The sequence below is a fragment of the Sphingomonas hominis genome, from assembly GCF_013328205.1.
GTDB lineage: Bacteria > Pseudomonadota > Alphaproteobacteria > Sphingomonadales > Sphingomonadaceae > Sphingomonas > Sphingomonas hominis.
This window is the reverse complement of record NZ_JABULH010000007.1, coordinates 24,957-45,076: the sequence shown is the minus strand read 5'-3', so window position 1 is coordinate 45,076 and position 20,120 is coordinate 24,957. Positions and strand designations below refer to the sequence as shown.

Annotated in this window: 23 protein-coding genes; 10 read left to right on the top strand and 13 right to left on the bottom strand. The window is 66.0% G+C overall.

Annotated features, from left to right (window positions below; all coding sequences use genetic code 11):
* Positions 1–102 precede the first annotated feature (102 nt).
* Together HRV97_RS14680 and HRV97_RS14675 are read right to left on the bottom strand one after the other, a co-directional pair.
* Positions 103–702: a thermonuclease family protein gene (locus HRV97_RS14680; RefSeq protein ID WP_246248770.1), complete on the bottom strand. Its 600-nt coding sequence runs from the start codon at positions 700–702 to the stop codon at positions 103–105.
* Positions 699–1,445 carry a DUF7146 domain-containing protein gene (locus HRV97_RS14675; RefSeq protein WP_343044525.1) on the bottom strand — a complete coding sequence of 249 codons (747 nt, stop codon included), beginning with the start codon at positions 1,443–1,445 and terminating at the stop codon, positions 699–701. Before HRV97_RS14675 ends, HRV97_RS14680 begins: the two co-directional genes overlap by 4 nt.
* A 232-nt stretch (positions 1,446–1,677) precedes the next feature.
* Here HRV97_RS14675 and HRV97_RS14670 point away from each other — a divergent pair, with 232 nt between their 5' ends.
* The 5 genes from HRV97_RS14670 to HRV97_RS14650 all read left to right on the top strand — a co-directional run bounded on the left by HRV97_RS14670 (position 1,678) and on the right by HRV97_RS14650 (position 3,931).
* Positions 1,678–1,965, top strand: a complete 288-nt coding sequence (locus tag HRV97_RS14670) for a hypothetical protein (protein ID WP_174195009.1) — start codon at positions 1,678–1,680, stop codon at positions 1,963–1,965.
* 111 nt (positions 1,966–2,076) lie between these two features.
* Positions 2,077–2,478, top strand: coding sequence for a hypothetical protein (locus tag HRV97_RS14665; RefSeq protein WP_174195008.1), 402 nt, complete (start codon positions 2,077–2,079; stop codon positions 2,476–2,478).
* Entirely contained in the window at positions 2,475–3,161 is a 687-nt protein-coding gene (locus HRV97_RS14660) for a lytic transglycosylase domain-containing protein (protein ID WP_174195007.1), read from the top strand. Before HRV97_RS14665 ends, HRV97_RS14660 begins: the two co-directional genes overlap by 4 nt.
* Entirely contained in the window at positions 3,158–3,523 is a 366-nt protein-coding gene (locus HRV97_RS14655; protein WP_246248769.1) for a TrbC/VirB2 family protein, read from the top strand. The genes HRV97_RS14660 and HRV97_RS14655 overlap by 4 nt, the downstream gene beginning before the upstream one ends.
* Positions 3,524–3,586: 63 nt before the next feature.
* Positions 3,587–3,931, top strand: a complete 345-nt coding sequence (locus HRV97_RS14650) for a VirB3 family type IV secretion system protein (protein WP_343044524.1) — start codon at positions 3,587–3,589, stop codon at positions 3,929–3,931.
* Between the two features lie 169 nt (positions 3,932–4,100).
* Here HRV97_RS14650 and HRV97_RS14645 read toward each other — a convergent pair whose 3' ends face one another.
* The 4 genes from HRV97_RS14645 to HRV97_RS14630 all read right to left on the bottom strand — a co-directional run bounded on the left by HRV97_RS14645 (position 4,101) and on the right by HRV97_RS14630 (position 7,984).
* Positions 4,101–5,072 (bottom strand): ExeA family protein, encoded by a 972-nt coding sequence (locus HRV97_RS14645; protein ID WP_007406337.1) that lies wholly within the window; start codon positions 5,070–5,072, stop codon positions 4,101–4,103.
* Between the two features lie 12 nt (positions 5,073–5,084).
* Complete coding sequence (locus HRV97_RS14640; protein ID WP_007406365.1) at positions 5,085–6,746, bottom strand: IS481 family transposase; 1,662 nt, start codon at positions 6,744–6,746, stop codon at positions 5,085–5,087.
* Positions 6,743–7,405: a recombinase family protein gene (locus HRV97_RS14635; protein ID WP_007406363.1), complete on the bottom strand. Its 663-nt coding sequence runs from the start codon at positions 7,403–7,405 to the stop codon at positions 6,743–6,745. Before HRV97_RS14635 ends, HRV97_RS14640 begins: the two co-directional genes overlap by 4 nt.
* 183 nt (positions 7,406–7,588) lie before the next feature.
* Entirely contained in the window at positions 7,589–7,984 is a 396-nt protein-coding gene (locus HRV97_RS14630; protein WP_007406344.1) for a MerR family transcriptional regulator, read from the bottom strand.
* 100 nt (positions 7,985–8,084) lie between these two features.
* Between HRV97_RS14630 and merC the strand changes: the two genes are divergently transcribed.
* The 5 genes from merC to HRV97_RS14610 all read left to right on the top strand — a co-directional run bounded on the left by merC (position 8,085) and on the right by HRV97_RS14610 (position 11,146).
* Positions 8,085–8,525, top strand: a complete 441-nt coding sequence (gene merC, locus HRV97_RS14625; RefSeq protein WP_425505788.1) for an organomercurial transporter MerC — start codon at positions 8,085–8,087, stop codon at positions 8,523–8,525.
* Between the two features lie 77 nt (positions 8,526–8,602).
* The gene (locus HRV97_RS14620) at positions 8,603–8,932 is read left to right on the top strand and encodes a mercuric transporter MerT family protein (protein ID WP_007406366.1); all 330 of its coding nucleotides are present in this window, start codon (positions 8,603–8,605) and stop codon (positions 8,930–8,932) included.
* The gene (locus tag HRV97_RS17700; RefSeq protein ID WP_082450164.1) at positions 8,932–9,153 is read left to right on the top strand and encodes a GDCCVxC domain-containing (seleno)protein; all 222 of its coding nucleotides are present in this window, start codon (positions 8,932–8,934) and stop codon (positions 9,151–9,153) included. Before HRV97_RS14620 ends, HRV97_RS17700 begins: the two co-directional genes overlap by 1 nt.
* A gap of 44 nt (positions 9,154–9,197) precedes the next feature.
* Positions 9,198–10,544 (top strand): dihydrolipoyl dehydrogenase family protein, encoded by a 1,347-nt coding sequence (locus HRV97_RS14615; protein WP_007406355.1) that lies wholly within the window; start codon positions 9,198–9,200, stop codon positions 10,542–10,544.
* 392 nt (positions 10,545–10,936) lie between these two features.
* Positions 10,937–11,146 (top strand): hypothetical protein, encoded by a 210-nt coding sequence (locus tag HRV97_RS14610; protein WP_066776264.1) that lies wholly within the window; start codon positions 10,937–10,939, stop codon positions 11,144–11,146.
* 20 nt (positions 11,147–11,166) lie between these two features.
* Here the strand turns inward: HRV97_RS14610 and HRV97_RS14605 are convergent, their stop codons facing one another.
* From HRV97_RS14605 to HRV97_RS14575, 7 genes are all read right to left on the bottom strand, one after another.
* On the bottom strand, positions 11,167–12,096 hold the full coding sequence (locus HRV97_RS14605; RefSeq protein ID WP_066776261.1) for an electron transfer flavoprotein subunit alpha/FixB family protein: 930 nt from the start codon (positions 12,094–12,096) through the stop codon (positions 11,167–11,169).
* A 65-nt stretch (positions 12,097–12,161) separates the two neighbouring features.
* Entirely contained in the window at positions 12,162–12,911 is a 750-nt protein-coding gene (locus HRV97_RS14600) for an electron transfer flavoprotein subunit beta/FixA family protein (RefSeq protein WP_066776258.1), read from the bottom strand.
* A 12-nt stretch (positions 12,912–12,923) separates the two neighbouring features.
* A complete protein-coding gene (locus HRV97_RS14595) occupies positions 12,924–14,225 on the bottom strand; it encodes an OmpP1/FadL family transporter (protein ID WP_174195043.1) in 1,302 nt (433 codons plus the stop codon).
* A gap of 34 nt (positions 14,226–14,259) precedes the next feature.
* Entirely contained in the window at positions 14,260–14,667 is a 408-nt protein-coding gene (locus HRV97_RS14590) for a DUF2147 domain-containing protein (protein WP_066776254.1), read from the bottom strand.
* 75 nt (positions 14,668–14,742) lie between these two features.
* On the bottom strand, positions 14,743–16,539 hold the full coding sequence (locus tag HRV97_RS14585) for an acyl-CoA dehydrogenase C-terminal domain-containing protein (RefSeq protein ID WP_066776252.1): 1,797 nt from the start codon (positions 16,537–16,539) through the stop codon (positions 14,743–14,745).
* Positions 16,540–16,557: 18 nt separating this feature from the next.
* Positions 16,558–18,876 (bottom strand): 3-hydroxyacyl-CoA dehydrogenase/enoyl-CoA hydratase family protein, encoded by a 2,319-nt coding sequence (locus tag HRV97_RS14580; RefSeq protein ID WP_066776251.1) that lies wholly within the window; start codon positions 18,874–18,876, stop codon positions 16,558–16,560.
* Between the two features lies 1 nt (position 18,877).
* Complete coding sequence (locus HRV97_RS14575; protein WP_174195005.1) at positions 18,878–20,014, bottom strand: thiolase family protein; 1,137 nt, start codon at positions 20,012–20,014, stop codon at positions 18,878–18,880.
* Positions 20,015–20,120 lie beyond the last annotated feature (106 nt).

Below are 20,120 nucleotides of genomic sequence, written 5' to 3'. Positions count from 1 at the left end.
AGCCTGATCGTCACCCGCATGGGCGGAAGCCCGGCGACGGGGTTCCGCGGAGCGGCGTGGCACACGGTGCGAAGTAGAGCGCGGGCCGAAGGCAGGCCCGGCTTACTGCTTGATCGTTCCCACCTCGCATCCCTGCGGCACCTGTGCCCTGCGAACAGCAAGTTGACGCATCGCTTCATAGTCGACACCCCATAGACCCGCTCGCCTCGCTGCGGCTTTCTGCATCAAGTCGACATAGGCTCCGCCTGAAAACACCCGGTAATCGACGGCATATCCTTGAGCGACCATCGTGGCCCCCACACTCGCCTTGTTGGCGGGAAAGCGACAAGCCAGGTTCAAGCGCCCATAGCTTTTAGGGTCGGTGCGACACTGGTTCTCCCGACGCAGCGCATAGTCGAACATCGATACCGAGCAGTCCATCCCGCCGTCACGTGCCACCAGACCCCGTAACACGTCACTCGAAACAGCTTTAAGCTGCGGCAAGTCGTCATCTGGCGCGTCGATCCCGACAATTCGCACCCGCCCGTTGGCGAAGTCGACGGTATCCCCATCGATGATTCTGGGAGTTGGCGACGAAAGCCGCGTCTTCGAGACTTCGACCAGCGACTGCTTGTTCTGCGAAATCGCGTAGGTCGCGACGATCAGGAACGTCGCACCCATCGTCCATCGTTGGAACCGCGTCGCGCCGGGGAACAGCTTCATAATGAACGTATCTCGCGAAGGAGATCGTTCCAGTCACCAGCGTGGGGCGGCGGCTTGACGACGAGCTGGCGGCCGTTGGCCGTCAGGTGCGGGGTGGCGCGCTCGATCGCGCGCGCCGCCTCGCCCCCATGCTGGCTGTAGATGACAACGGTGTGGACGCTCTCCGGGATAGCGACTGCCTGATAGCGCTCAATGCCGAGGACGGGCCACACGAAGCGCCCGGGTTCGAGCATGTTCATCACGCTGGCGGCGTCCTCGACGCCTTCGGCGAGGCGCAGGACGCCATCGAGCGGAATGCCGCCCCAGCGGACCGCGCCGCAACCGGGATTACCGAGCATCCGCTTGGGCTCGTTCATGTCGGCCTTCCAGCGTCCGTCAGGGCGCAGGAAGGTGCGATGGATGGCGACAACGCCGGAGTCTTCTTCGATCGGCACGATGAGCGCCGGCGCGAACGCCTTGGCGGCACCTGCGCCGCATTGGCATCGCGGGTCGAAGCGGGCGTTGATGCCGTCCGGGATGATGTGGCGCCCCTCGCGCAGGTAGCGATCGGCGAGCGTGCCGGCGAAGGGCTCGGCGTGACGCCACACCGCCAGCGCGAGCTTGTTGAGGTCGGCCTTGTTCTCCTGCCGCTGGCCTGGGTCGTGGTCAGCGGGTGCGAGGATCTTGCCCGAACGCAGTGCGGACATGATGGCGTCTGCCGCGCAGCCCGCGAAGCAATGGAAGAGGACGGCGCGCTCGCCCACCCTGATCGACAAGCTGGCCTTGCCATCAGCGTGCGCAGGGCAGCGGCACATAGCGAAGTCACCCTGCCATTTGCCACCGAGCTGACGAACGATCCGCTCGGCCTGGTCCTCGATCGATGCTGCGTCTCGCCGGGCCATCTCTGGACACTCCCATCTATGCCCGCATAATTGCTAAAGCGGCGTTAACGTGGACGCCAGCGAAAACATATAGAATCACTCATCGCGGGGCGGAATGGAATTAGAGCTGATACTTGAGCGCGAGCTGACTTCGCAACGCCCGCCAGGTGGCACCATCACCGATGTGCATGTGTGTCAGCACGACTCCGGCAAGTGGCATATCAATATTCGAGTGAGTTGGCGGAAGTCAGCCCTGTTCCATGTCGCGCTGTATGACAAGAAGCGTATCAGATTGTATAAAAAGGTTTCTTCAGCGATCCGTCATGTAGTCCTAGGCTATGGGTATGACGGGATTATCCACGTCCATCCTCATCCCGGATTAGAAGACACAAGCGCTTTTTGATCCGAATTGGGTGTTCTGCAAACCGTTCTCAAAAAGGGGTGAAGCGAGGCACAAAGGGGTATCGGTGAAATCATAAGCGACTTACCCTGTCATCACGACAGGAGTGAAAACATGGCAAATCGCTTGTGTTCATCCGTTGCCGCCGTTGCCCTTGCGACCGGCTCTATCGCAGCGACGCCCGCTCGCGCCGCCGACTCGACCTGGGCTTGCGAGGTGCTGCTATGCGCCAGCAACCCCGGTGGATGGATGCAATTCGCCGAATGCGTGCCGCCGATCCGCAAGCTCATCTCGCATCTTGCGCTCGGCGGGGGCTTTCCGACCTGTAGCGCGGGCGGTGTCCGCAAGACCGACTATACCAAGCCGAAGAACGGGCGGCCTGGCTATGTCGTGATGACCATGACCGACGGCACCCGAACACGCTACACGGTGCCAACGGCGACGCAGGTGGCTCTAGCGGAGGGCACGGCGCAGCCCGGTGGTGCGCTAGGGTCTGCAGATTTGGAGCGACAATGACGCTCCCCGCCGCGGTCATTATGGGTCTCGCGGCGCAGTGCGCGCCCAGCGTCGCACCCGCGACCATCGCGGCGATCGTTCAAACCGAAAGTCGCGGTTTCGAGTTGGCGATCGGGGTCAACGGCATCGCTCGCCAGCCCGCGCCTGCGACCAGTGTCGCTCAAGCGGTGCAGACCGCTCGCCACTATGTCAGCAAGGGCTATTCGGTCGATCTCGGCCTCGGTCAGATCAACTCCCGGAACATGAAGGCTCTCGGGCTGACATGGGACAACGTGTTCGATCCCTGCACCAACATCGCTGCGGCAGGTGCGGTGCTGTCCGGCAATTATCATAGCGTGCGCGCAGGGCTTCACCCCCAGCGCGCGCTTCGCATTGCCCTGTCCATGTATAACACCGGGTCGCAGTCGCGTGGCTTTAGAAACGGCTATGTCGGGAAGGTCGTCGGCAATGCTGGCTTCGCCGACGGCATCCAGCCCGTCACGGTCCGCGTGAGCGCGTTCACTGGCACAACAGATACCAGCGAGGGGGCGAGCGCGGCTGCGCAGCTCGCCGCGCTGGTCGAGGAAAACACGTCCGTCGCGGAGCAGCCGAAGGCTGCGCCACCCCCACCGCCGCCATCGTGGGACGTGTTTGCGAGGGCGGAATATGAGCGAGACCGTCTCGCCGAAGGAGAAAACCGATGAATCTCGCATCTTTCGGTGGGCCGGCGCTGGCCCTCCGAGCCCGTGTCACGAAGCGCGTCGACGCGATGACCCCGCGCCAGCGCAGCGTCTCGCGGGGGGTGTCGATGTTCGGCTTGGTCGCGCTGACGTCGCTGCTGTCGGCCGAGCCGGCGTTCGCGCAAACCAATCTGGAGAGTTTCGGCAACGCGGTCCTCGGACTGCTGAGCAATGGCCTGCTGCGCATCGTCGCGATCCTAGCGCTGATCGCGGCGGGGTTTGGTTGGCTGACGGGCCGGGTCAACACCGGCGCGCTTGTCACCGTCATCATCGGGATCGCGATCATCTTCTCGGCGCCGTGGATCGTCGATCAGCTCCAGGGCTGATCCTCATGGAAGCGGGGCGTCCCCCACGCCCCGCTTCCGCCTGTGTTTCGTGGAGTGCGTAGCGTGGACGAAGAACGGGAAGTGATGGCGCGTAACACGCTGTTCCTGGCGGTGACGCGGCCTGCGCTGTTCGCGGGCATTCCGATCGAGGCGGCGGTGGTAATCCTGCTGGCTTCGGTGATTACCCTGATCGGGACGACGAACCCCATCTATGGTGGGGTCGTCGCCGCGGTCATGTTCGGTATTTCACGCCTCGTCGTCCGGCACGACGTCAACGCCTTCCGCCTGATCTTCCTGTGGGGCCGCACCAAGGCGGCCAACCGCAACCGCGTTTTTTGGGGCGGATCGAGCTACACGCCGCTCCCCCTGAAGGGCATCAAGCGAAAGGGGTTTGGGCGCAATGGCTAGGTGTAGCGGCCTGCAATGATGGTCGGCCCGGCGCGAGATTATAGGTCTATTCTGGCGCACGCTCCGTGAGACCGAAGCCGTGCTCTAGCGCACTATAGTTGAGAACGGGCGCACCTCGGGTGAAACGGACGCGAGACGCAGGCCACGCGACGCACGCTACGTGAGACGTTCATATTGGCAGTCCCGCGATGCGCATCTCGTCCGTTAGTTCGGTCGCCCGTGTACCCTCCAGCTCGCCGCGCATGAGCTTCCTGATCTCGGCGGGCTTGGCGTCGAACTGGTCGCACAGCGCCTTCACGTCGTAGCCGTGCCGGTTCAGCTCTGGCTCTATGTCGTCGAGGCGGCGCGACAGCACGCCGTCAACGATGGTGCCGTCGATCGGCTTGGCGCCGATCCCGAACCCCGCCTCGAACGCGCGGACGAGGTAGCGGCTGAGCTGGAGCGGCGTCTTCAGCCGCGCGGCGAGCAGCGTCGCCGCGTCGTCGGTGATGACCTCCTCGGGCTCGACGCCCTCTTCCAGCGAAGCCCGGAGCACCCAGTCGATGAAGTCGCGCTGCCGGTCGCGCAGCCCTCCGAACTCGAACAGCGTCGTGCGGTCACCCACCTCCTCCATGGTGGGGCGACGCAGGTCGTTCTTCAGACGCGGGTAGCCCAGCATGACGACCGAGAGTTGCCCGCCACCCTCCTGAACCAGCTCGACCAGACGCTTGAGCGCCTTCAGTGTGTTGGCGTGGAGGTCGTGCGCGTCGTCGACGAAGAGCGCGACCGGCTTCTTAGCCTTGCGGAACAGCTCCTGGAGGTCGCGCTCGCGGCGCTCGGCTTGGCGCGAGATGGTGGGTAGCTTGTCCGGGCTGAGGTCGTAGAACAGCGCCGACACGAGCAGCGGCACCGTGATCTTGGCCTTCTCCAGGCTGAGCGCGCGCGACACGATAACGCGGTTCTCGCGCTCCAGCGCCTCGCGCAACCTGCGCACCAGCAGCGACTTGCCCGACCCGATCACGGCCGTGAGCGCGATCAGCCGGCCCGCCATGATCGTCGTACGCAGGTCGTGAACGATTTGCTTGTGGTGCTCAGTCTCGTAGAACCCAACATCGACTGGCGGTCGGGCAAGCCGGTAGTGGTGCATGACTTCGGTCAGCATGGGGCAGGCTCCTCATCCCGCATGGGCGCGGCCGGGCGGGAACCGTTCGCGGATGGCGACCATCACCTCCGCGCGGACCAGCGTGCGGGCGAGCAGGTCGGCGATGAATTGGAGGTCGTCCGCGCTGAGCTTGCCGAGCGGCACGCGCAGCTCTTCCGCGATCGCCGCGCGCGCCTTCAGCGGCGTGGCGAACGCCAACTCCTCGAACCGGTCGGGACCGTCGAATGGGCGGGTGGCGAGCATGGCGCGGTGCGGCTCGCGCGCGATCAGGTCGGGCTCACCCGACAGCGCGGAGCGCGGGATGGAAATGCGGGTCGCGAGTTCGGCGACGCGGTCCTGGCGGACATCGCGCCTGCTCTTGCGGTGCTTGCGGTAGCGATGGAGCGGTACGGGGCCGCCCACGGGATCGAACGGACCGTAGCGCTCGTCGCCATGCTCGGCGAACAGCTCGGCGTCGAACAACCCCCACCACAGCACGACCGCCTCGCCGGCAAGCTCGGGGTCGAGCTCGTAGGTGACCCCCGCGACCGACACCCGCGCGTCCAGCCCGACCATGCGCCGCTCGGGCTCGCGCGCGAACGAGCAGAACCGCTCCCACGCGCACATCGCGCGGACCCCGCCCTCGGGCTGGCGCTCAAGCCAGTCATCGACGCGCGAGTGAGCCTCGTGCCGGTGATCGCGCGCATTTTCGCGATCGACGAACCGGGTCAGCCAAGCGTTCGCCTCGGCTTCGGTGTCGGGCTGGTGATGATGGTAGAGTGTCTCGTGCGCCTCCTTCACCGTCCGGAACGGCCGCTCGACCTTGCCCTTGGCGCGTGCGGTCGTGCGCGCACCGTCCGATCCGGCCGGCATGTGCGGAGTGACGATCACGTCCAGGCTCTCCATTACCCGCTTGAACACGGCTGACTTCGCGACGGGGCCGTTGTCGAGGTGGAGTTGCTTGGGGATGCCCTGGAGCGGGTTGGTCGTGCCGTCCGGCTTGGCCGACATGGCGCGGAACAGGAAACCGAGCGCCGCCTCGACATCCTCACCATATACGCAGTGGTATTCGAGGTAGGCGAGCCCCGACCGGTCATCGACGACCGAGAACAGCATCAGCGTGGGCGCGCCGCCCCGTTCCAGGTCGACCCAGGGCGGGGGAACCGCGAGTTGCTTCAGGTCGGACGGGCTCAGGTCGAAGTGCCACAGGTCGTTGGCGTGCTCCGCCTGGAAACGGACGGCCGCGGGCTCTCGTGTCAGGCGCGCGTGGTCATACCCGAGCCGGCGCATATGTCGGTTGAGGGTCGAGATGGTGAGCAACCCGGGCGCGAGCTTGCGATGGCCATCGGGCGTGTGGACCCCATGCTCCTCGACCAGCCTGAGCGCCCGCGCGGTCGAGAGGTGGCGGCCCTTCCTGTTGGTGGTGCTCTTCTTCACCGCAGCGACGATCTCGCACCAGTGTTCGATCTCGCCGTCGCCCATGACGCGCGCGTGCCCGCGATCGGAGCGGTGCGCGTCGCGGGGACGGTGCTCGCCGCGTAGCGCACGGTACAGGGTGGCGCGCGACACGGCGTAGAGCCGGCAGGTCGACGCCATCATCTCCTTGCGGTCGGGGTGCCGGGGCGGCAGCGCCGCGAGGCGTCGTTTCAGGGTCGCGAGCGCCTCGGCTGGAACGGGCGCTCGCCAGACGGTCACGCCGCTTGTCGCTCTTCGCGAGCCCGGGTGGGAGGTTTGGGCATCGCCTTCCCGTCGAGGAGCGCCTGGCCGGGGGCCTTGGGCGTGCCGTCGCCGTTGATGTAGTGGTAGAGCGTCGTGGTCGTGATGCCGAGCCGCTTGGCCACCTCAGCCGCGACCGCCTTCCGGTCGCTCATCGCCGCCATTGCCATTTGCAGCGTCGAGCGGTCCATCTTGCGCGGGCGCCCGCCCAACCGGCCCCTGGCGCGCGCTGCAGCGAGCCCGGCGCGCGTACGCTCGGTGATCAGCTCGCGCTCGAACTCGGCAAATGCGGCGAAGATGCCGAACGCGAGCCGGCCATTGGCGGTCGTCGTGTCGATCTGCGCGCCGGCACCCGTCAGCACCTTCAGCCCGATCCCGCGCGAGCGCAGATCCTCTGCGGTGATGACGAGGTGACGGAGATCACGGCCGAGCCGGTCGAGCTTCCAGATCACCAACGTGTTGCCGGGCTGGAGCGCCTTCAGGCACGCGGTCAGGCCAGGCCGAGCATCGTGCCGACCCGATGCGAGGTCCTCGTAGATGCGGCTCGGGTCGACGCCGCCCGCGAGCAGCGCGTCGCGCTGCGGCTCCAGCGTCTGGCTGCCGTCGGCTTTCGAGACGCGGACGTATCCGATCAGCATGAGAAGGCCGGTTCACCCCCAAGGAAAGACAGCTACCACCCTGCATTCTGACGCTGGTTTCCGCAACGGCTTTTCTCGTTCTGAACGGCCGCGATCGGGTGGCCGATTGCGACCACAAGGAAACCGGACGTATTTCTTGCGAGCCGCGCGCGCTGTTGGGAGAAGCGGTAATGCACTGCCGTCTTAGGCAGGAGACAGGGCTTCAAGGATGCCGCACTCGGCAACGGTGCCGTGTCCGCATCGGTCGATGATACGCGCCAGCTCGCCATCCAGGGCTGCCAAGTCGGCGATCTTGCGCTCGATCGCCGCCCTGTGCTCGCGCGCGATCGTCTCGACCGCGGCACAGGACCAATCGCTATGGTCGGCCAAGCCCAGCAGCTCTCGCACTTGGTCGAGACTGAAACCAAGGCCGCGCGAGCGGCGAATGAATGACAGCCGGCGAAGGGTCGCCGAAGCATAGGTCCGGTAGTTGCCTTCGGTGCGCGCCGGCGCGGGCAGCAAGCCGATCTCCTCATAATAGCGGATCGTCTGCACCTTTGTGCCGGTCGCCTTGGCGAGGTCGCCGATTTTCAGAGCCACGGCCCTTGACCCTACAGTTGCTGGAGGGTGCATATAAGGTTTCGACTATGATCCTGTCGAGGAGCCAAGGCGAGCGCGGTGAGTCGCTGCGGCGGAGCGGGTGAAAGGAACGGCTGTGCCTACTGAGGACTCCCTAACGCGAACGGCCGATAAAACGGGTGTGATCGGCGCGATCATCGCCTCGTTCGGCTGTGCGGCGTGCTTTCCCGCCCTTGGCAGTCTCGGTGCCGGGATCGGCCTGAGTTTTCTGAGCCAGTATGAAGGCCCCTTTATCCGATACGTTCTGCCGCTCTCCGCGCTCATCGTATTGGCGGCGAACCTCCGCACCGGCCTTCGTCACAAGACCTGGCTGCGCCTAGCGTTAGGCGTCACTGGACCTGTGCTTGTTCTCATCGCCGCCCTGCTGATGTCGCTTCGCGGCGTTCGGGCGGAATGGGTGCTGTATGCGGGGCTGGTGTTGATGATCGGGGTGTCGATTCTCGATCTTGTTTCGCCTCCGGGGCGGCGGTTCAGCAATCCGATCCCATCGAGGAACAGATAATGACGGATACCGTCGCAAGGCAACCCTCAACACCGGGTGGGCCGCCCGTCCGGGGTGTCGCATCAATAGCGGCTGCGTTGGGCCTGGGCGCGGTCACGGCCGCCGCGGCCTGCTGCGTTCTGCCACTCGCGCTCGCCTCGCTCGGCGTGGGTGCTGGGCTCGCCGGCAGCTTCGTAGGGCTGGCGAGCATTCGCGCGCCGCTTCTGGTGCTGAGCGCGGTCGCGCTCGTGGTCGCTTGGGCCATGTGGTGGCGCAAGCGCGAGACGGCCTGTGCGCCGGGGGACGCCTGTGCGGTTGATGTCAGGTCGCGCCGGATCGTCGGCCTCCTGATTGCGGCAACTGTGCTGGTCGGCCTGGCCGCTATCTGGGGCTCGATCGAGCCTATCCTCATGAATTGGGTGTTGTAATGCTGCTCACCTCCACGTTGACCTGCCCCAAGTGCGGCCACCAATCGACCGACACCATGCCGACCGATGCGTGCCAGTTCTTCTACGACTGCAAAGGCTGCGCCGCGGTGCTTCGCCCCAACGCCGGGGACTGTTGCGTTTATTGCTCCTTCGGTGACGTGCCCTGTCCCCCGATACAGGAAGCGCGCGCGTCGGGATCAACGGCGAGCTGCTGCGCCTGACGGCACGCCAGCCGGGGAACCTGAACCACGCCAAGGAGAAGCTCGTGCCCGACACCTATGATCTGGTCGTCATCGGCGCGGGAACTGCCGCGCGGGTAGCGGCCATGCGCGTTCGCAAGGCCGGCAAGAGCGTCGCCGTGATCGACTGCCGACCCTATGGCGGCACCTGCGCCCTGCGCGGCTGCGATCCGAAAAAGATGCTACGCCACGGGGCCGCTGTGATCGACGACGCGCGCCGGATGCGGAGCAACGGCGTGGTGGGAAAGGACTGCATCGACTGGCGCGAGTTGATGGCGTTCAAGCGCACCTTCACTGATCCGGTGCCGGGGAAACATGAACGAAGCTACCATGAGGCCGGGGTGGATACCTACCACGGCCCGGCTCGCTTCACCGGCGCGAACAGCCTCGTCGTGGAGGGAAAGACGCTGGTTGGCGGCCATTTCCTTGTTGCCAGCGGTGCCGAACCGGTCCCGCTCGGCTTGCCGGGCGAAGAGCACGTCATCGACAATGAGGCGTTCCTGGCGATTGAGAGCCTGCCCCGGCGCATCGTGATCGTCGGGGGTGGATACATCGCGGCGGAGTTCTCTACAATCGCGGCGAACGCCGGGGCGCAAGTGACCATCCTCCAACGCGGGCCGCGCATGTTGACCGGCTTCGACCCCGATCTGGTCGGCTGGCTGATGCCCCGCCTGCGCGATGCGGGGATCGACGTGCAGCTCGATACGGAGGTCGAGGCGATCGACAAGACAGGCGACGGCTTCTCGGTTCGCGCCTCCACGGGCGGGGTGAGCAAGAGCTTCGCGGCCGATCTGATCGTCCATGCTGCCGGGCGACGCCCGGCGCTCGAAGCACTCGACCTCGATGCGGCGGGGATCGCACACGAGCGGGGCCGCCTCACGCTCAACGAGCATCTGCAAAGCGTCTCCAACCCGGCGGTGTATGCTGCCGGCGACGCGGCCCAGATGGGGCCTCCGCTGACGCCGGTATCGAGCCATGACGGCAAGGTCGTCGCCGGCAACATGCTCGAAGGCAACCACCTCCGCCCGGACTATCGGGGTATCCCCAGCGTCGCCTTCACGCTTCCTCCCATCGCTTCGGTCGGGCTCAGCGAAGCCGAAGCGCGCGAGCGGGGCCTGCGCTTCCGCGTGAAAAGCAATCTGGTCCCCAACTGGTACTCCGCGCGGCAAGCGGCCGAACCGGTTTATGGGTTCAAGGTGATGGTCGATGAAGGCGACGACCGGGTGCTCGGGGCTCACCTGGTCGGACCGCATGTGGACGAGGTCATCAATCTGTTCGCGCTCGCGATCCGGCATGGTCTGACGGCCGACGATCTGAAATCGACCATGTTCGCTTATCCGTCCGGGGCTTCGGATATCGGCTACATGCTGTGATTAAGCGGTCCAATGAACACCAATTCAGTGGGTCCGAAGGCGATAGCCGCTAACTCGGCGTCACATCAATGGGGCTCTCACGATCGTAACATGCGCACAGTCCAGCGACGGATGCGCGTCGCCGGTGCCGATTTGAAGGTCTCACAAAGCGTGCGCTGACTGATGACCGTCTCGCGTCCGTCTCAAAGATCGTACGCTGGTTCTCGAATAACGTGCGCCCAAGCACCTCGACGGTCTCACAGACTATGCGCCAGAGTGCGCCCTTTATCTCGCGTCGAACCGATCATCATTGCAGGCCGTCACACTTAGCGTACGATTTAGAACCTCCTCTGACCGGACACCAGAACGCCGGCGATCCCGCCTACCGGCCGCTCACCGCGGACAGCCTTGCGATGCAGGCGGCCCGCGCGCTGGTGTTCGAGGGGGCGGAGCAGCCGAACGGGTATACCGAACCACTGCTCCACCGGTTCCGCGCACTGGAAAAGGGACGTGGTGAGGCAACGTCCGGCGGCCCCGGAGTGGCAACGGATGGCACGTTGCGCGACGGAGCCGCGCTGCCGGCCGAACTCCGCGTGCTGGCGGAAGCGCCGGCGCGCAGCTGACTTCGCGGCCTTCGTCCCTCCTACAGCTTCTCCGTCAACTCCGGCACCACCTTGAACAGGTCGCCGACCAGGCCGATGTCCGCCACCTGGAATATCGGCGCGTCCTCATCCTTGTTGATCGCCACGATTACCTTGGAGTCCTTCATGCCCGCCAGGTGCTGGATCGCGCCGGAAATCCCGACCGCGACGTACACTTCCGGCGCCACGATCTTTCCCGTCTGCCCGACCTGGTAATCGTTGGGAACATAACCCGCATCCACCGCCGCGCGGCTGGCGCCGACGCCGGCGCCGAGCTTGTCGGCGAGCGGCTCGATCAGTTCATGGAACTTCTCGCCCGACCCGAGCGCCCGCCCGCCCGAGACGATCACCTTGGCGCTGGTCAGCTCCGGCCGCGCGTTCGCCGCAATCTCCGAGCCGACAAAGGTCGACAAGCCCTCCTCACCGGTAGACGCGACTGCCTCGACCGTGCCCGACCCGCCGCTCGCCGCCGCCTTCTCGAACGCCGTGGTGCGGACGGTGACGACCTTTTTCGCGTCGGAGGTCTGCACCGTCGCGATCGCGTTGCCGGCATAGATCGGGCGGGTGAAGCTTTCCTCGCCCTCGACCGACAGGATGTCGCTGATCTGCATTACGTCGAGCAACGCGGCGACCCGCGGCGCGATGTTCTTGCCCGTCGTCGTGGCCGCCGCAACGAAGGCGTCGTGGTCGTCCATCAGCTGCATCACCAGCGGCGCGACATTCTCGGCCAGCGCGTGGGCATAGGCTGCATCGTCCGCGACGTGCACCGTGCCGACACCCGCGATCTGCGCAGCGGCCTCAGCGACCCCATCCACGCCCTGACCCGCGACCAGCAGGTCGACCCCGCCCAGCTTCGACGCGGCGGTTACCGCGGCTAGCGTCGCATCCTTCACCGTCGAGCCGTCATGCTCGACCCAGACCAGCGTCTTCATATCCTCTGCCCCTTTTTCTCGGCACATCGTCCGACAGGCTCAGCCCGAACGGGTGAGAGTTGTGCTTACTTAGCGATGCCCATCGCATGGAGCTTCATCACCAGCTCGTCCACATCGGCGACCTTGACTCCCGCCTGGCGTTTGCCGGGTTCTACCACCTTCAGGGTGGTGATGCGCGGCGTCACGTCCACGCCGTAATCGGCCGGCGTCTTGTTCGCGAGCGGCTTGCTCTTGGCCTTCATGATGTTGGGCAGCGAGGCATAGCGCGGCTCGTTCAACCGCAGGTCGGTGGTGACGATCGCGGGCAGTGGGAACCTGTCGGTTTCCAGCCCACCATCGACCTCGCGCGTCACGGTGACGCTGTCGCTTGCCAGCTCGACCTTGGACGCGAACGTCCCCTGGCCCCAGCCGAGCAGCCCGGCAAGCATCTGGCCGGTCTGGTTGTTGTCGTCGTCGATCGCCTGCTTGCCGAGGATGACGAGGGCGGGCTGCTCCTCTTCCACGATCTTCGCCAGGATCTTGGCGACGCTCAGCGGCTCGACCTTCTGTTCGCTCGTCACCAGGATCGCGCGGTCGGCGCCCATCGCGAGCGCGGTGCGCAATGTCTCCTGCGATTTGGCCTCGCCGATCGACACGACCACGATCTCGATGACGCCGGCCTTTTCCTTCAGCCGGATCGCCTCCTCGACCGCGATCTCGTCGAAGGGGTTCATGCTCATCTTGACGTTGGCAAGGTCTACACCCGACCCGTCCGCCTTCACCCGGGGCTTCACATTGTAGTCAAGCACCCGCTTGACCGGTACCAGAACCTTCATTGGAACCTCTCCTCAGAACGTCAGCCGAGCGCCAAGGGACAGGACCACCGCGTGGGCATCCTTCAGCGAGCCGTCGGTCACGATCGGCGTCTGCACCGCCGTGCCCGCATAGGCTGCGGTGATCCGGTCGATGGTCGCATCCTTGAAGTCGACATAGTTCGCGGCGGCGTCGATCGACAGGCCCGATGTGAGCTTGAACGTCGCGCCGGCGCCGTAATTCCACCGGTCGGAATCCGGCACGCGCGCGTCGCGATCGCCGTTTCGCGTGGGAGTGATGGCATGCTGCACGCCCGCGCGCAGCGTCACGGCCGGGGACACGGCATAATCCACACCGCCCGCCAGGCTCCAGCTGTCGCGATAATTCTCCGGGATGGCCGTGTTGATGGGCGCGCCGAGCCGGATCGCGTCAAACTTGCTCCAGGTGTAGCGGACCACCTGGGTATTCAGCGTCAGCGCATCGGACGCGCGGAAGCGGCCGCCGACGATGATCTGCGCGGGCGTGTAGAAGGAGGCACGCGCATCGGAAACGGTTCGGTTGGAAGCGGCGAGCGGACCCGCAAGACCGGAGGTTTCCAGCTCGCCCTTCAGATGATGCTCGATGGCCGACTTGTACGCGATGCCCACGATCGCCCACTGATGATGGAGCTGTACACCCGCCGTCCAGCCGAGATCCCAACCGTCGCCAGCGAGCCGCTGTTCCCCGTCGTGCAGCGCGGCCGACAGGTTCGGCAGCTTGTTGCTGAGGCTGGCGTCGGTGTACTCGACGTTGACTGCCCCGCCGACCCGCAGCCAGTCGGTCAGCGCGATGCCAAGCGAGGGCTGGATGTCGATCGTTCTGAGTTTGGTCCGGTCTGCCGAATATCGCGCCCAGCTGTCATCGTCATAGTCGGTCGTGAAGCTGTAGGGCGACGTCACCGCTAGACCCACGGCGATGCGGTTGGTCAGCGGCAGCGCGATCGCGCCTGATGGCAGCACGCCGTTGTTGATCGGATTACGCGAGACTCCGTCGCCGCCGACTGGCGCGAACGGCTGGCCGGGTCGCCGGATCAGCGTTCCCTGGTCGACGACCCTGCCCCGGGGCAGGATCGCAGCGGCACTGATCGTCACCTCCCGCTCGTTTGTGTCAGCGATAGCCGCGGGGTTCCACCACAAGGATGCCGCTCCCGTATCCGCCACCTCGCCGGAAAAGGCGCGACCGGCTGCGCGTGCGGATTGCTCCTGCAGATAGAATGCCTGGGCATGCGCCTGGGCCGACAGGGTAAGGGAATAAACAACGACCGTAGCGGCCAAGGCCGCGCGAAAAGAATGGGTCATGCTACTCTCACAGGCACGGAAAACGGGGGGAGTATCAGGGGATGCGGGTCCAGGTCTGCGTCTTGCACAACGGCACGAACACGCAGCCACGCACTTTGAGCTGATCGCGGCCGATCGGCGTCAGCTTGGCGCCATACGTCTTTCCATCATCCGCATTGTAGATCCGGCCGCCGCTCCAGACCTCGCCGTCACGTGAGAAGCCGCTCAGCATGAGTAGCCCGCGCAAGGGACGGTCACGCTGTGCCGCGTCGCGGTTGTTGCCATCCTTCAGCGTCGGGTCTCTGCGCAGCTTGTCGGAACTGACCAAGCGCCCGCAGATGGAGGCGCCGCACCGCTGGATGTCCACGACCCCGCCGCGCGTCTCTGTCCGCCAGCGGCCGATCACCGTCTCCGCCGGAGGGTTGCCGGCCATCAGCGCCAGGGCGAGCAACATCATGGACATGGCCTTCTTCTCTCCTTGTTTTGGGCCGGGCGAGTACGACCCGTTTCTGTTATCGTTGGATCGTCGGCGGGCTGGTCAGAACAGCTCCTCTGCGAGCGCCATGGTCGATCTGCTGCCCGCCTTGATGACCAGGAAACTCCCCGTCGCCTGCGGCAGGATGCGATCGAAGAAAAAGGCCGCGGTCGCCAGCTTGGCTCGGTAGAAGGCGGCGTCGGCACTTCCTTCGGCAAGCCGGTCCGTGGCGATCCGCGCGGCCCGAAGGAAGGTGTAGCCTATCGCGACCAGTCCCAGCATCTTCAGATAATCAGTTGCCGCCGCCCCGGCCTCGTCCGCATTCTTCATCGCCTTGCGAGCGATCGTCGCGGTGGTGAGTTGGAGTGCGCCGAACGCCTGGTGCAGCGCTGCGGTCTGCGCCGCGAGCGTCTTGTCCGTGCTGCCCGCCATCTCCTCACACAGGTTCGACACGGCGTGGAAGAAAGGCCGCATCGCCCGACCCATGTTGGCGGGCATCTTGCGCCCGACCAGGTCCAGCGCCTGGACGCCGTTGGTGCCTTCATAGATCTGGGTGATGCGGGCGTCGCGAACGAACTGCTCGACGCCATGCTCGCGGATATAGCCGTGGCCGCCATAGGTCTGGACGCAGAGGTTCGCGGCCTCCGACGCCAGATCGGTGAACAGCGCCTTCACGACGGGCGTCATCAGCGCGATGAAATCGGTCGCGCGGGCGCGCAGCTCCGGGTCGGGCGCATGCTTCTCCGCGTCCAGCGCCCGCGATGTCCACTGGCCTACCGCGCGGCACCCCTCGGCATAGACGCGCATGGTCATCAGCATCCGGCGCACATCGGGGTGGACGATGATTGGATCGGCGGGCAGATCAGGGCGCTTGGGGCCGGTCAGCGCGCGGCCCTGCTGCCGCTCGCGCGCGTAGGCGACAGCGGACTGATAGGCGATCTCGCCGACGCCGAGCCCCTGGATGCCGACCGAGACGCGTTCGGTGTTCATCATGGTGAACATCGCGGCGAGCCCCTTGTTCGGCTCGCCGACGATCCAGCCGGTTGCGTCGTCGAACTGCATCTGGCACGTCGCCGACGCCTTCAGCCCCATCTTGTGTTCAATGCCGGCGACCGACACGCCGTTATGCGGGCCGAAGCTGCCGTCGTCCCGGGGCAGGAACTTGGGCACCAGGAACAGGCTGATACCCTTCACCCCCGCGGGGGCGTCGGGCAAGCGCGCAAGGACAAGGTGAATCACGTTGTCGGTCAGGTCGTGGTCTCCTGCCGAGATGAAGATCTTGGACCCGGACACGCGATAGCTGCCGTCGTCCTGCGGCACCGCGCGGGTGCGGAGCAGGCCCAGGTCGGTGCCGCAATGGGGCTCGGTCAGGCACATGGTCCCCGACCATTCACCGCTGACCATCCTGGGCAGGTAGGCCCGCTTCAGATCCTCCGATCCGTGTCCCTCGATCGCGGTGGTGGCGCCGTGAGTCAGGCCGGGGTACAGGCCGAACGATAGGTTGGCGGAGCAGATCATCTCCTCCACCAGCTTGTTCAGCGTCTCGGGCAATCCCTGCCCACCCCATTCGGGCGCGGAGGCGAGCGCCGCCCAGCCGCCGTCGCGGAACTGCCGATACGCCTCGGGAAAACCCGCGGGCGTCCGCACGACGCCGTTCTCGAGCCGGCATCCTTCCAGATCGCCGCTTGCGTTCAGCGGCAACAGGACGTCCTTCGCCATGCGACCGGCTTCCTCCAGCACGGCATCGTACAGGTCGGGGGTGAACTCAGCGAAGGCGGCGCTCGCGTCGAACTGATCGTCGGCGAACAGCTCGTGCAGGACGAAGCGCATGTCCCGGAGCGGCGCGGAATAGATTTGCATCGGCGGCTACCTCTTCGATCAGTTGCGCAGCGGCTTGCCGGTTTCGAGCATGTGCTCGACCCGTGCCTGGGTGCGCGCGTCCTTGACGCTGGCCATGAACGCGTTGCGCTCCAGCACCAGCAGCTGGTCCTCGGTGACGGTGTCGACCAGATCGGCGTTGCCGCCGGTCAGTACGGTCGCCAGCCGCTCCGCGACCACGGTGTCATAGGGGGTGGCCACCCCTTTTTTGCGGAAATCGGCGACGACCCCGGCAATGCCGACACGCCCGCTTTCACCCGGCAGGCGGAATACCGGCTTGTCGGGCGCGCAATATCCCTCGACCAGCGAGAGCGCCTTGTTCTTAGCATCGGCGAGCAGGCGGTCACGGTTCATGGTGATGCCGTCCGAGGCGCGCAGGAACAGCATCTCCTTCGCCTCGGCCGCCGATTTCGACACCTGCGCCGTCGAGATCATCTCGAACGCCTTCGCGACGGCGGGCATCGGGCCATTCGGCACGGCCGGCGACCTGGCAAGACGATCGAGCATCTCGCCGTTGCCACCCCAGCCGGGGATCAGCCCGACGCCGCATTCGACCAGCCCGACATAGCTTTCGGCATGCGCCTGGATGGCGTCGGCATGAAGCAGGATCTCGCACCCCCCGCCCAGCGCCATGCCCGCGGGAGCGGCCACGACCGGGAACGGCGCGTATTTCAGCGCCTTGTACGCCTGCTGCCCGGCGGCGATCAGCCGGTCGATCTCGCTCCAGGCGGCGATGTTCACCGCGAACATGGCGAGGCCCAGATTGGCGCCGACCGAGAAGTTGCTGCCTTCGTTATAGATCACCAGCGCCTTGAACCGCGCCTTGACCAGCGGGATCGCCTGGCCGATCAGCTTGGCGACCTCCTCGTCCAGCGCATTCATCTTGGCCGTGAATTCCAGGCACGCGACTCCGTCGCCCACGTCCCACAGCGCGGCGGAGCCATTGCGGATCACCGGCTCGGCGCCCCGCTTCACATCCTCCAGCAGCAACACGCCCTCGGGCCGGGCCACCTCGCGATACTCGCCCGTGGCGGCGAGATACTGGCGCCGGCCGCCCTCCACCCGATAGAAAGGGCGATCCCCGGCGGTCACCAGGATCGGCGGCACCGTCCGGCCCTCCGCCGCCAGCCGCCGCGCCAGCGCGCTTGGCCCCAGCCGGTCGATCAGCTCGAATGGCCCCTGTTTCCAGTTGTAGCCGAGCTTCATCGCGTCATCGATCGCGACGACGTCGTCGGCCGCCTCGCCGACCAGCATGGCGGCATAGGCGAGAACCTTGCCGAGGATCTCCCACGCATAAGCGCCGACCTTGCCGGGCGCGGCGACCAACGCGGCCAGATCCTTCTCCGCCGCGCGGGGCAGCGACGCGGGCTTGACGCTCGCGCGATATTCCCCCGTCGACAGGTCCACCGCCTTCTTCGTCCGCGTCGCCTTGTCGAAGGCGTAGAAGCCGCCCTTACCCTTGCGCCCCGTGAACCCGTCCGCGATCATCCGGTCGACCAGCGGCATCGGCCGCACCGTATCGAAATACGGATCGCCCTGCGGCAGGGTGGCGGACAGGCTCTTCGACAGGAGCGGCATCAGGTCGACGCCGACGAGGTCGATCAGCCCGAAGATGCCCGTCTTCGGCACGCCCATCGGCCGGCCACCGATCTGGTCGGCCTCCTCGACGGTGAGGCCCTGGTCCATGGCGGCGTTGATCGCCACCGCCAGCCAGTAGGTGCCGATCCGGTTGGCGATGAAGCCGGGCGTATCCTTGGCGGGCACGACCCGCTTGCCCATGAAGCGATCGACGAAGCGCTCGACCCGGTCGGCGACCACCGGGTCGGTGGCCGGCCCGCGCACGATCTCGATCAGGCGCATGTAGCGCGGGGGATTGAAGAAATGGGTGATGAGGAAGTCGCGCCGGAACTGGTCGCCGCGCCCCTCGACCAGATGACCGAGCGGGATGGTGGAGGTGTTGGACGACACCGCCGTGCCGGGCCGCTTCACCTGTTCCAGCCTTGCGTACAGTGCCTGCTTGATGTCGAGCCGTTCCACGATCGCCTCGACCACCCAGTCGCATTCGGCGACGCGGTCGAGATGATCGTCGATGTTGCCCGTCTCGACCAGCTTTGCCGCCCGCTTCGACATGAAGGGCGCCGGGTCGGTCTTCAGCATTTTCGCAACCGCGCCTTTCGCCACCGCATCGCGATCGGCGCCTTCCTTCGCGGCGACATCAAGCAGCAGCACCGGAATGCCCGCGTTGGCGACCTGCGCCGCGATGCCGGCGCCCATCACGCCCGCACCGATGACGCACACCTTTCGAATCGGCTCGCTCATGTCAGGCGCGCTCCAACACCGTGGCAATACCTTGCCCGCCGCCGATGCATTGGGTGGCGAGCGCATAGCGGCCACCCTCGCGCGCCAGCAGCGCCGCCGCCTTGCCGACGATCCGCGCGCCCGTCGCACCCAGCGGATGGCCGATCGCGATCGCGCCGCCGTCGATGTTGATCGTCTCCTCCTTCAAGCCGAGGTCGCGGATGCAGGCGATCGACTGGCTGGCGAACGCCTCGTTGATCTCCACCACGTCGAGGTCGGCGACGTTCAGTCCCGCGCGCTCCAGCGCCTTGCGCGACGCGCCGATCGGCCCCAGTCCCATCGTCTCGGGCTCGCAACCGGACAGGCCCACTGCCTTGATCCGGGCAAGAATCTTGAGGCCGTGCCGCGTCGCGAACTCCTCGGAGGTCACCAGCACGGCGGACGCGCCGTCGGTCAGGGGGGAAGAGGTGCCGGCCGTCACCGTGCCGTCCTGGCTGAACGCCGGCTTCAGGCCACCGAGGACTTCCACTGACGAATCGGACCGGATGATGCCGTCCTCACCGATGGTGCCTGCCTTGGTCGTGATCGGGACGATCTCGTCCGTGAGCTTGCCGGCGGCCCGCGCGGCGGCGGCCTTGTGGTGACTCTTGACCGCAAAGGCATCCTGCTCGGCGCGAGTGATCTGATATTGCTGAGCAACGTTCTCGGCCGTCTCGCCCATGCCCATGTACGCACCGGGCCGCTGCTTCGCGAGCGCGGGGCTGGGTAACGGGTTGTAGCCGCCCATCGGAATGCGGCTCATCGACTCGAGCCCGGCGCAGATGAACGCGTCACCCGCGCCGATCTGGATTTGGCCTACCGCGATGTGGATCGCGCTCATCGAGGAGCCGCACAAGCGGTTCACCGTCATGCCCCCGACCGACAGCGGCAGGTCCGCGAGCAGCCCGATCATGCGCGCCACGTTCAGCCCCTGCTCTCCTTCCGGAAAGGCGCAGCCGAGGATCACGTCCTCGATCTCCGCCGCGTCGATGCCGGTCTTTTCAATTAAGCCTCGAATTACCTGCGCGGCCAGATCGTCCGGTCGGACCCGGGCCAGATCGCCCTTGGCGGCAAGGTGGAAGGGAGAGCGGGCGTATCCCGCGATCACGACGCTGGTCATGGAAATCCTCTCGAACGCGACAGTTCCGGTCTTGCGACCTTACCTAAAGGTGCGATAACTAACCTATACGTCAAGAGCAATATGCCATGGCGCCGAGTTCGGCAGC

Coding starts and splice junctions, on each gene's coding strand:
- HRV97_RS14585 (WP_066776252.1), bottom strand. CDS start 16,539: ATGCAAATCTATTCCGCGCCGCTCCGGGACATGCGCTTCGTCCTGCAC.
- HRV97_RS14580 (WP_066776251.1), bottom strand. CDS start 18,876: ATGAGCGAGCCGATTCGAAAGGTGTGCGTCATCGGTGCGGGCGTGATG.
- HRV97_RS14635 (WP_007406363.1), bottom strand. CDS start 7,405: ATGCTGATCGGATACGTCCGCGTCTCGAAAGCCGACGGCAGCCAGACG.
- HRV97_RS14600 (WP_066776258.1), bottom strand. CDS start 12,911: ATGAAGGTTCTGGTACCGGTCAAGCGGGTGCTTGACTACAATGTGAAG.
- HRV97_RS14665 (WP_174195008.1), top strand. CDS start 2,077: ATGGCAAATCGCTTGTGTTCATCCGTTGCCGCCGTTGCCCTTGCGACC.
- HRV97_RS17700 (WP_082450164.1), top strand. CDS start 8,932: ATGCTGCTCACCTCCACGTTGACCTGCCCCAAGTGCGGCCACCAATCG.
- HRV97_RS14595 (WP_174195043.1), bottom strand. CDS start 14,225: ATGACCCATTCTTTTCGCGCGGCCTTGGCCGCTACGGTCGTTGTTTAT.
- HRV97_RS14670 (WP_174195009.1), top strand. CDS start 1,678: ATGGAATTAGAGCTGATACTTGAGCGCGAGCTGACTTCGCAACGCCCG.
- HRV97_RS14645 (WP_007406337.1), bottom strand. CDS start 5,072: ATGCTGACCGAAGTCATGCACCACTACCGGCTTGCCCGACCGCCAGTC.
- HRV97_RS14575 (WP_174195005.1), bottom strand. CDS start 20,014: ATGACCAGCGTCGTGATCGCGGGATACGCCCGCTCTCCCTTCCACCTT.
- HRV97_RS14680 (WP_246248770.1), bottom strand. CDS start 702: ATGAAGCTGTTCCCCGGCGCGACGCGGTTCCAACGATGGACGATGGGT.
- HRV97_RS14610 (WP_066776264.1), top strand. CDS start 10,937: ATGCAGGCGGCCCGCGCGCTGGTGTTCGAGGGGGCGGAGCAGCCGAAC.
- HRV97_RS14660 (WP_174195007.1), top strand. CDS start 2,475: ATGACGCTCCCCGCCGCGGTCATTATGGGTCTCGCGGCGCAGTGCGCG.
- HRV97_RS14655 (WP_246248769.1), top strand. CDS start 3,158: ATGAATCTCGCATCTTTCGGTGGGCCGGCGCTGGCCCTCCGAGCCCGT.
- HRV97_RS14590 (WP_066776254.1), bottom strand. CDS start 14,667: ATGTCCATGATGTTGCTCGCCCTGGCGCTGATGGCCGGCAACCCTCCG.
- HRV97_RS14605 (WP_066776261.1), bottom strand. CDS start 12,096: ATGAAGACGCTGGTCTGGGTCGAGCATGACGGCTCGACGGTGAAGGAT.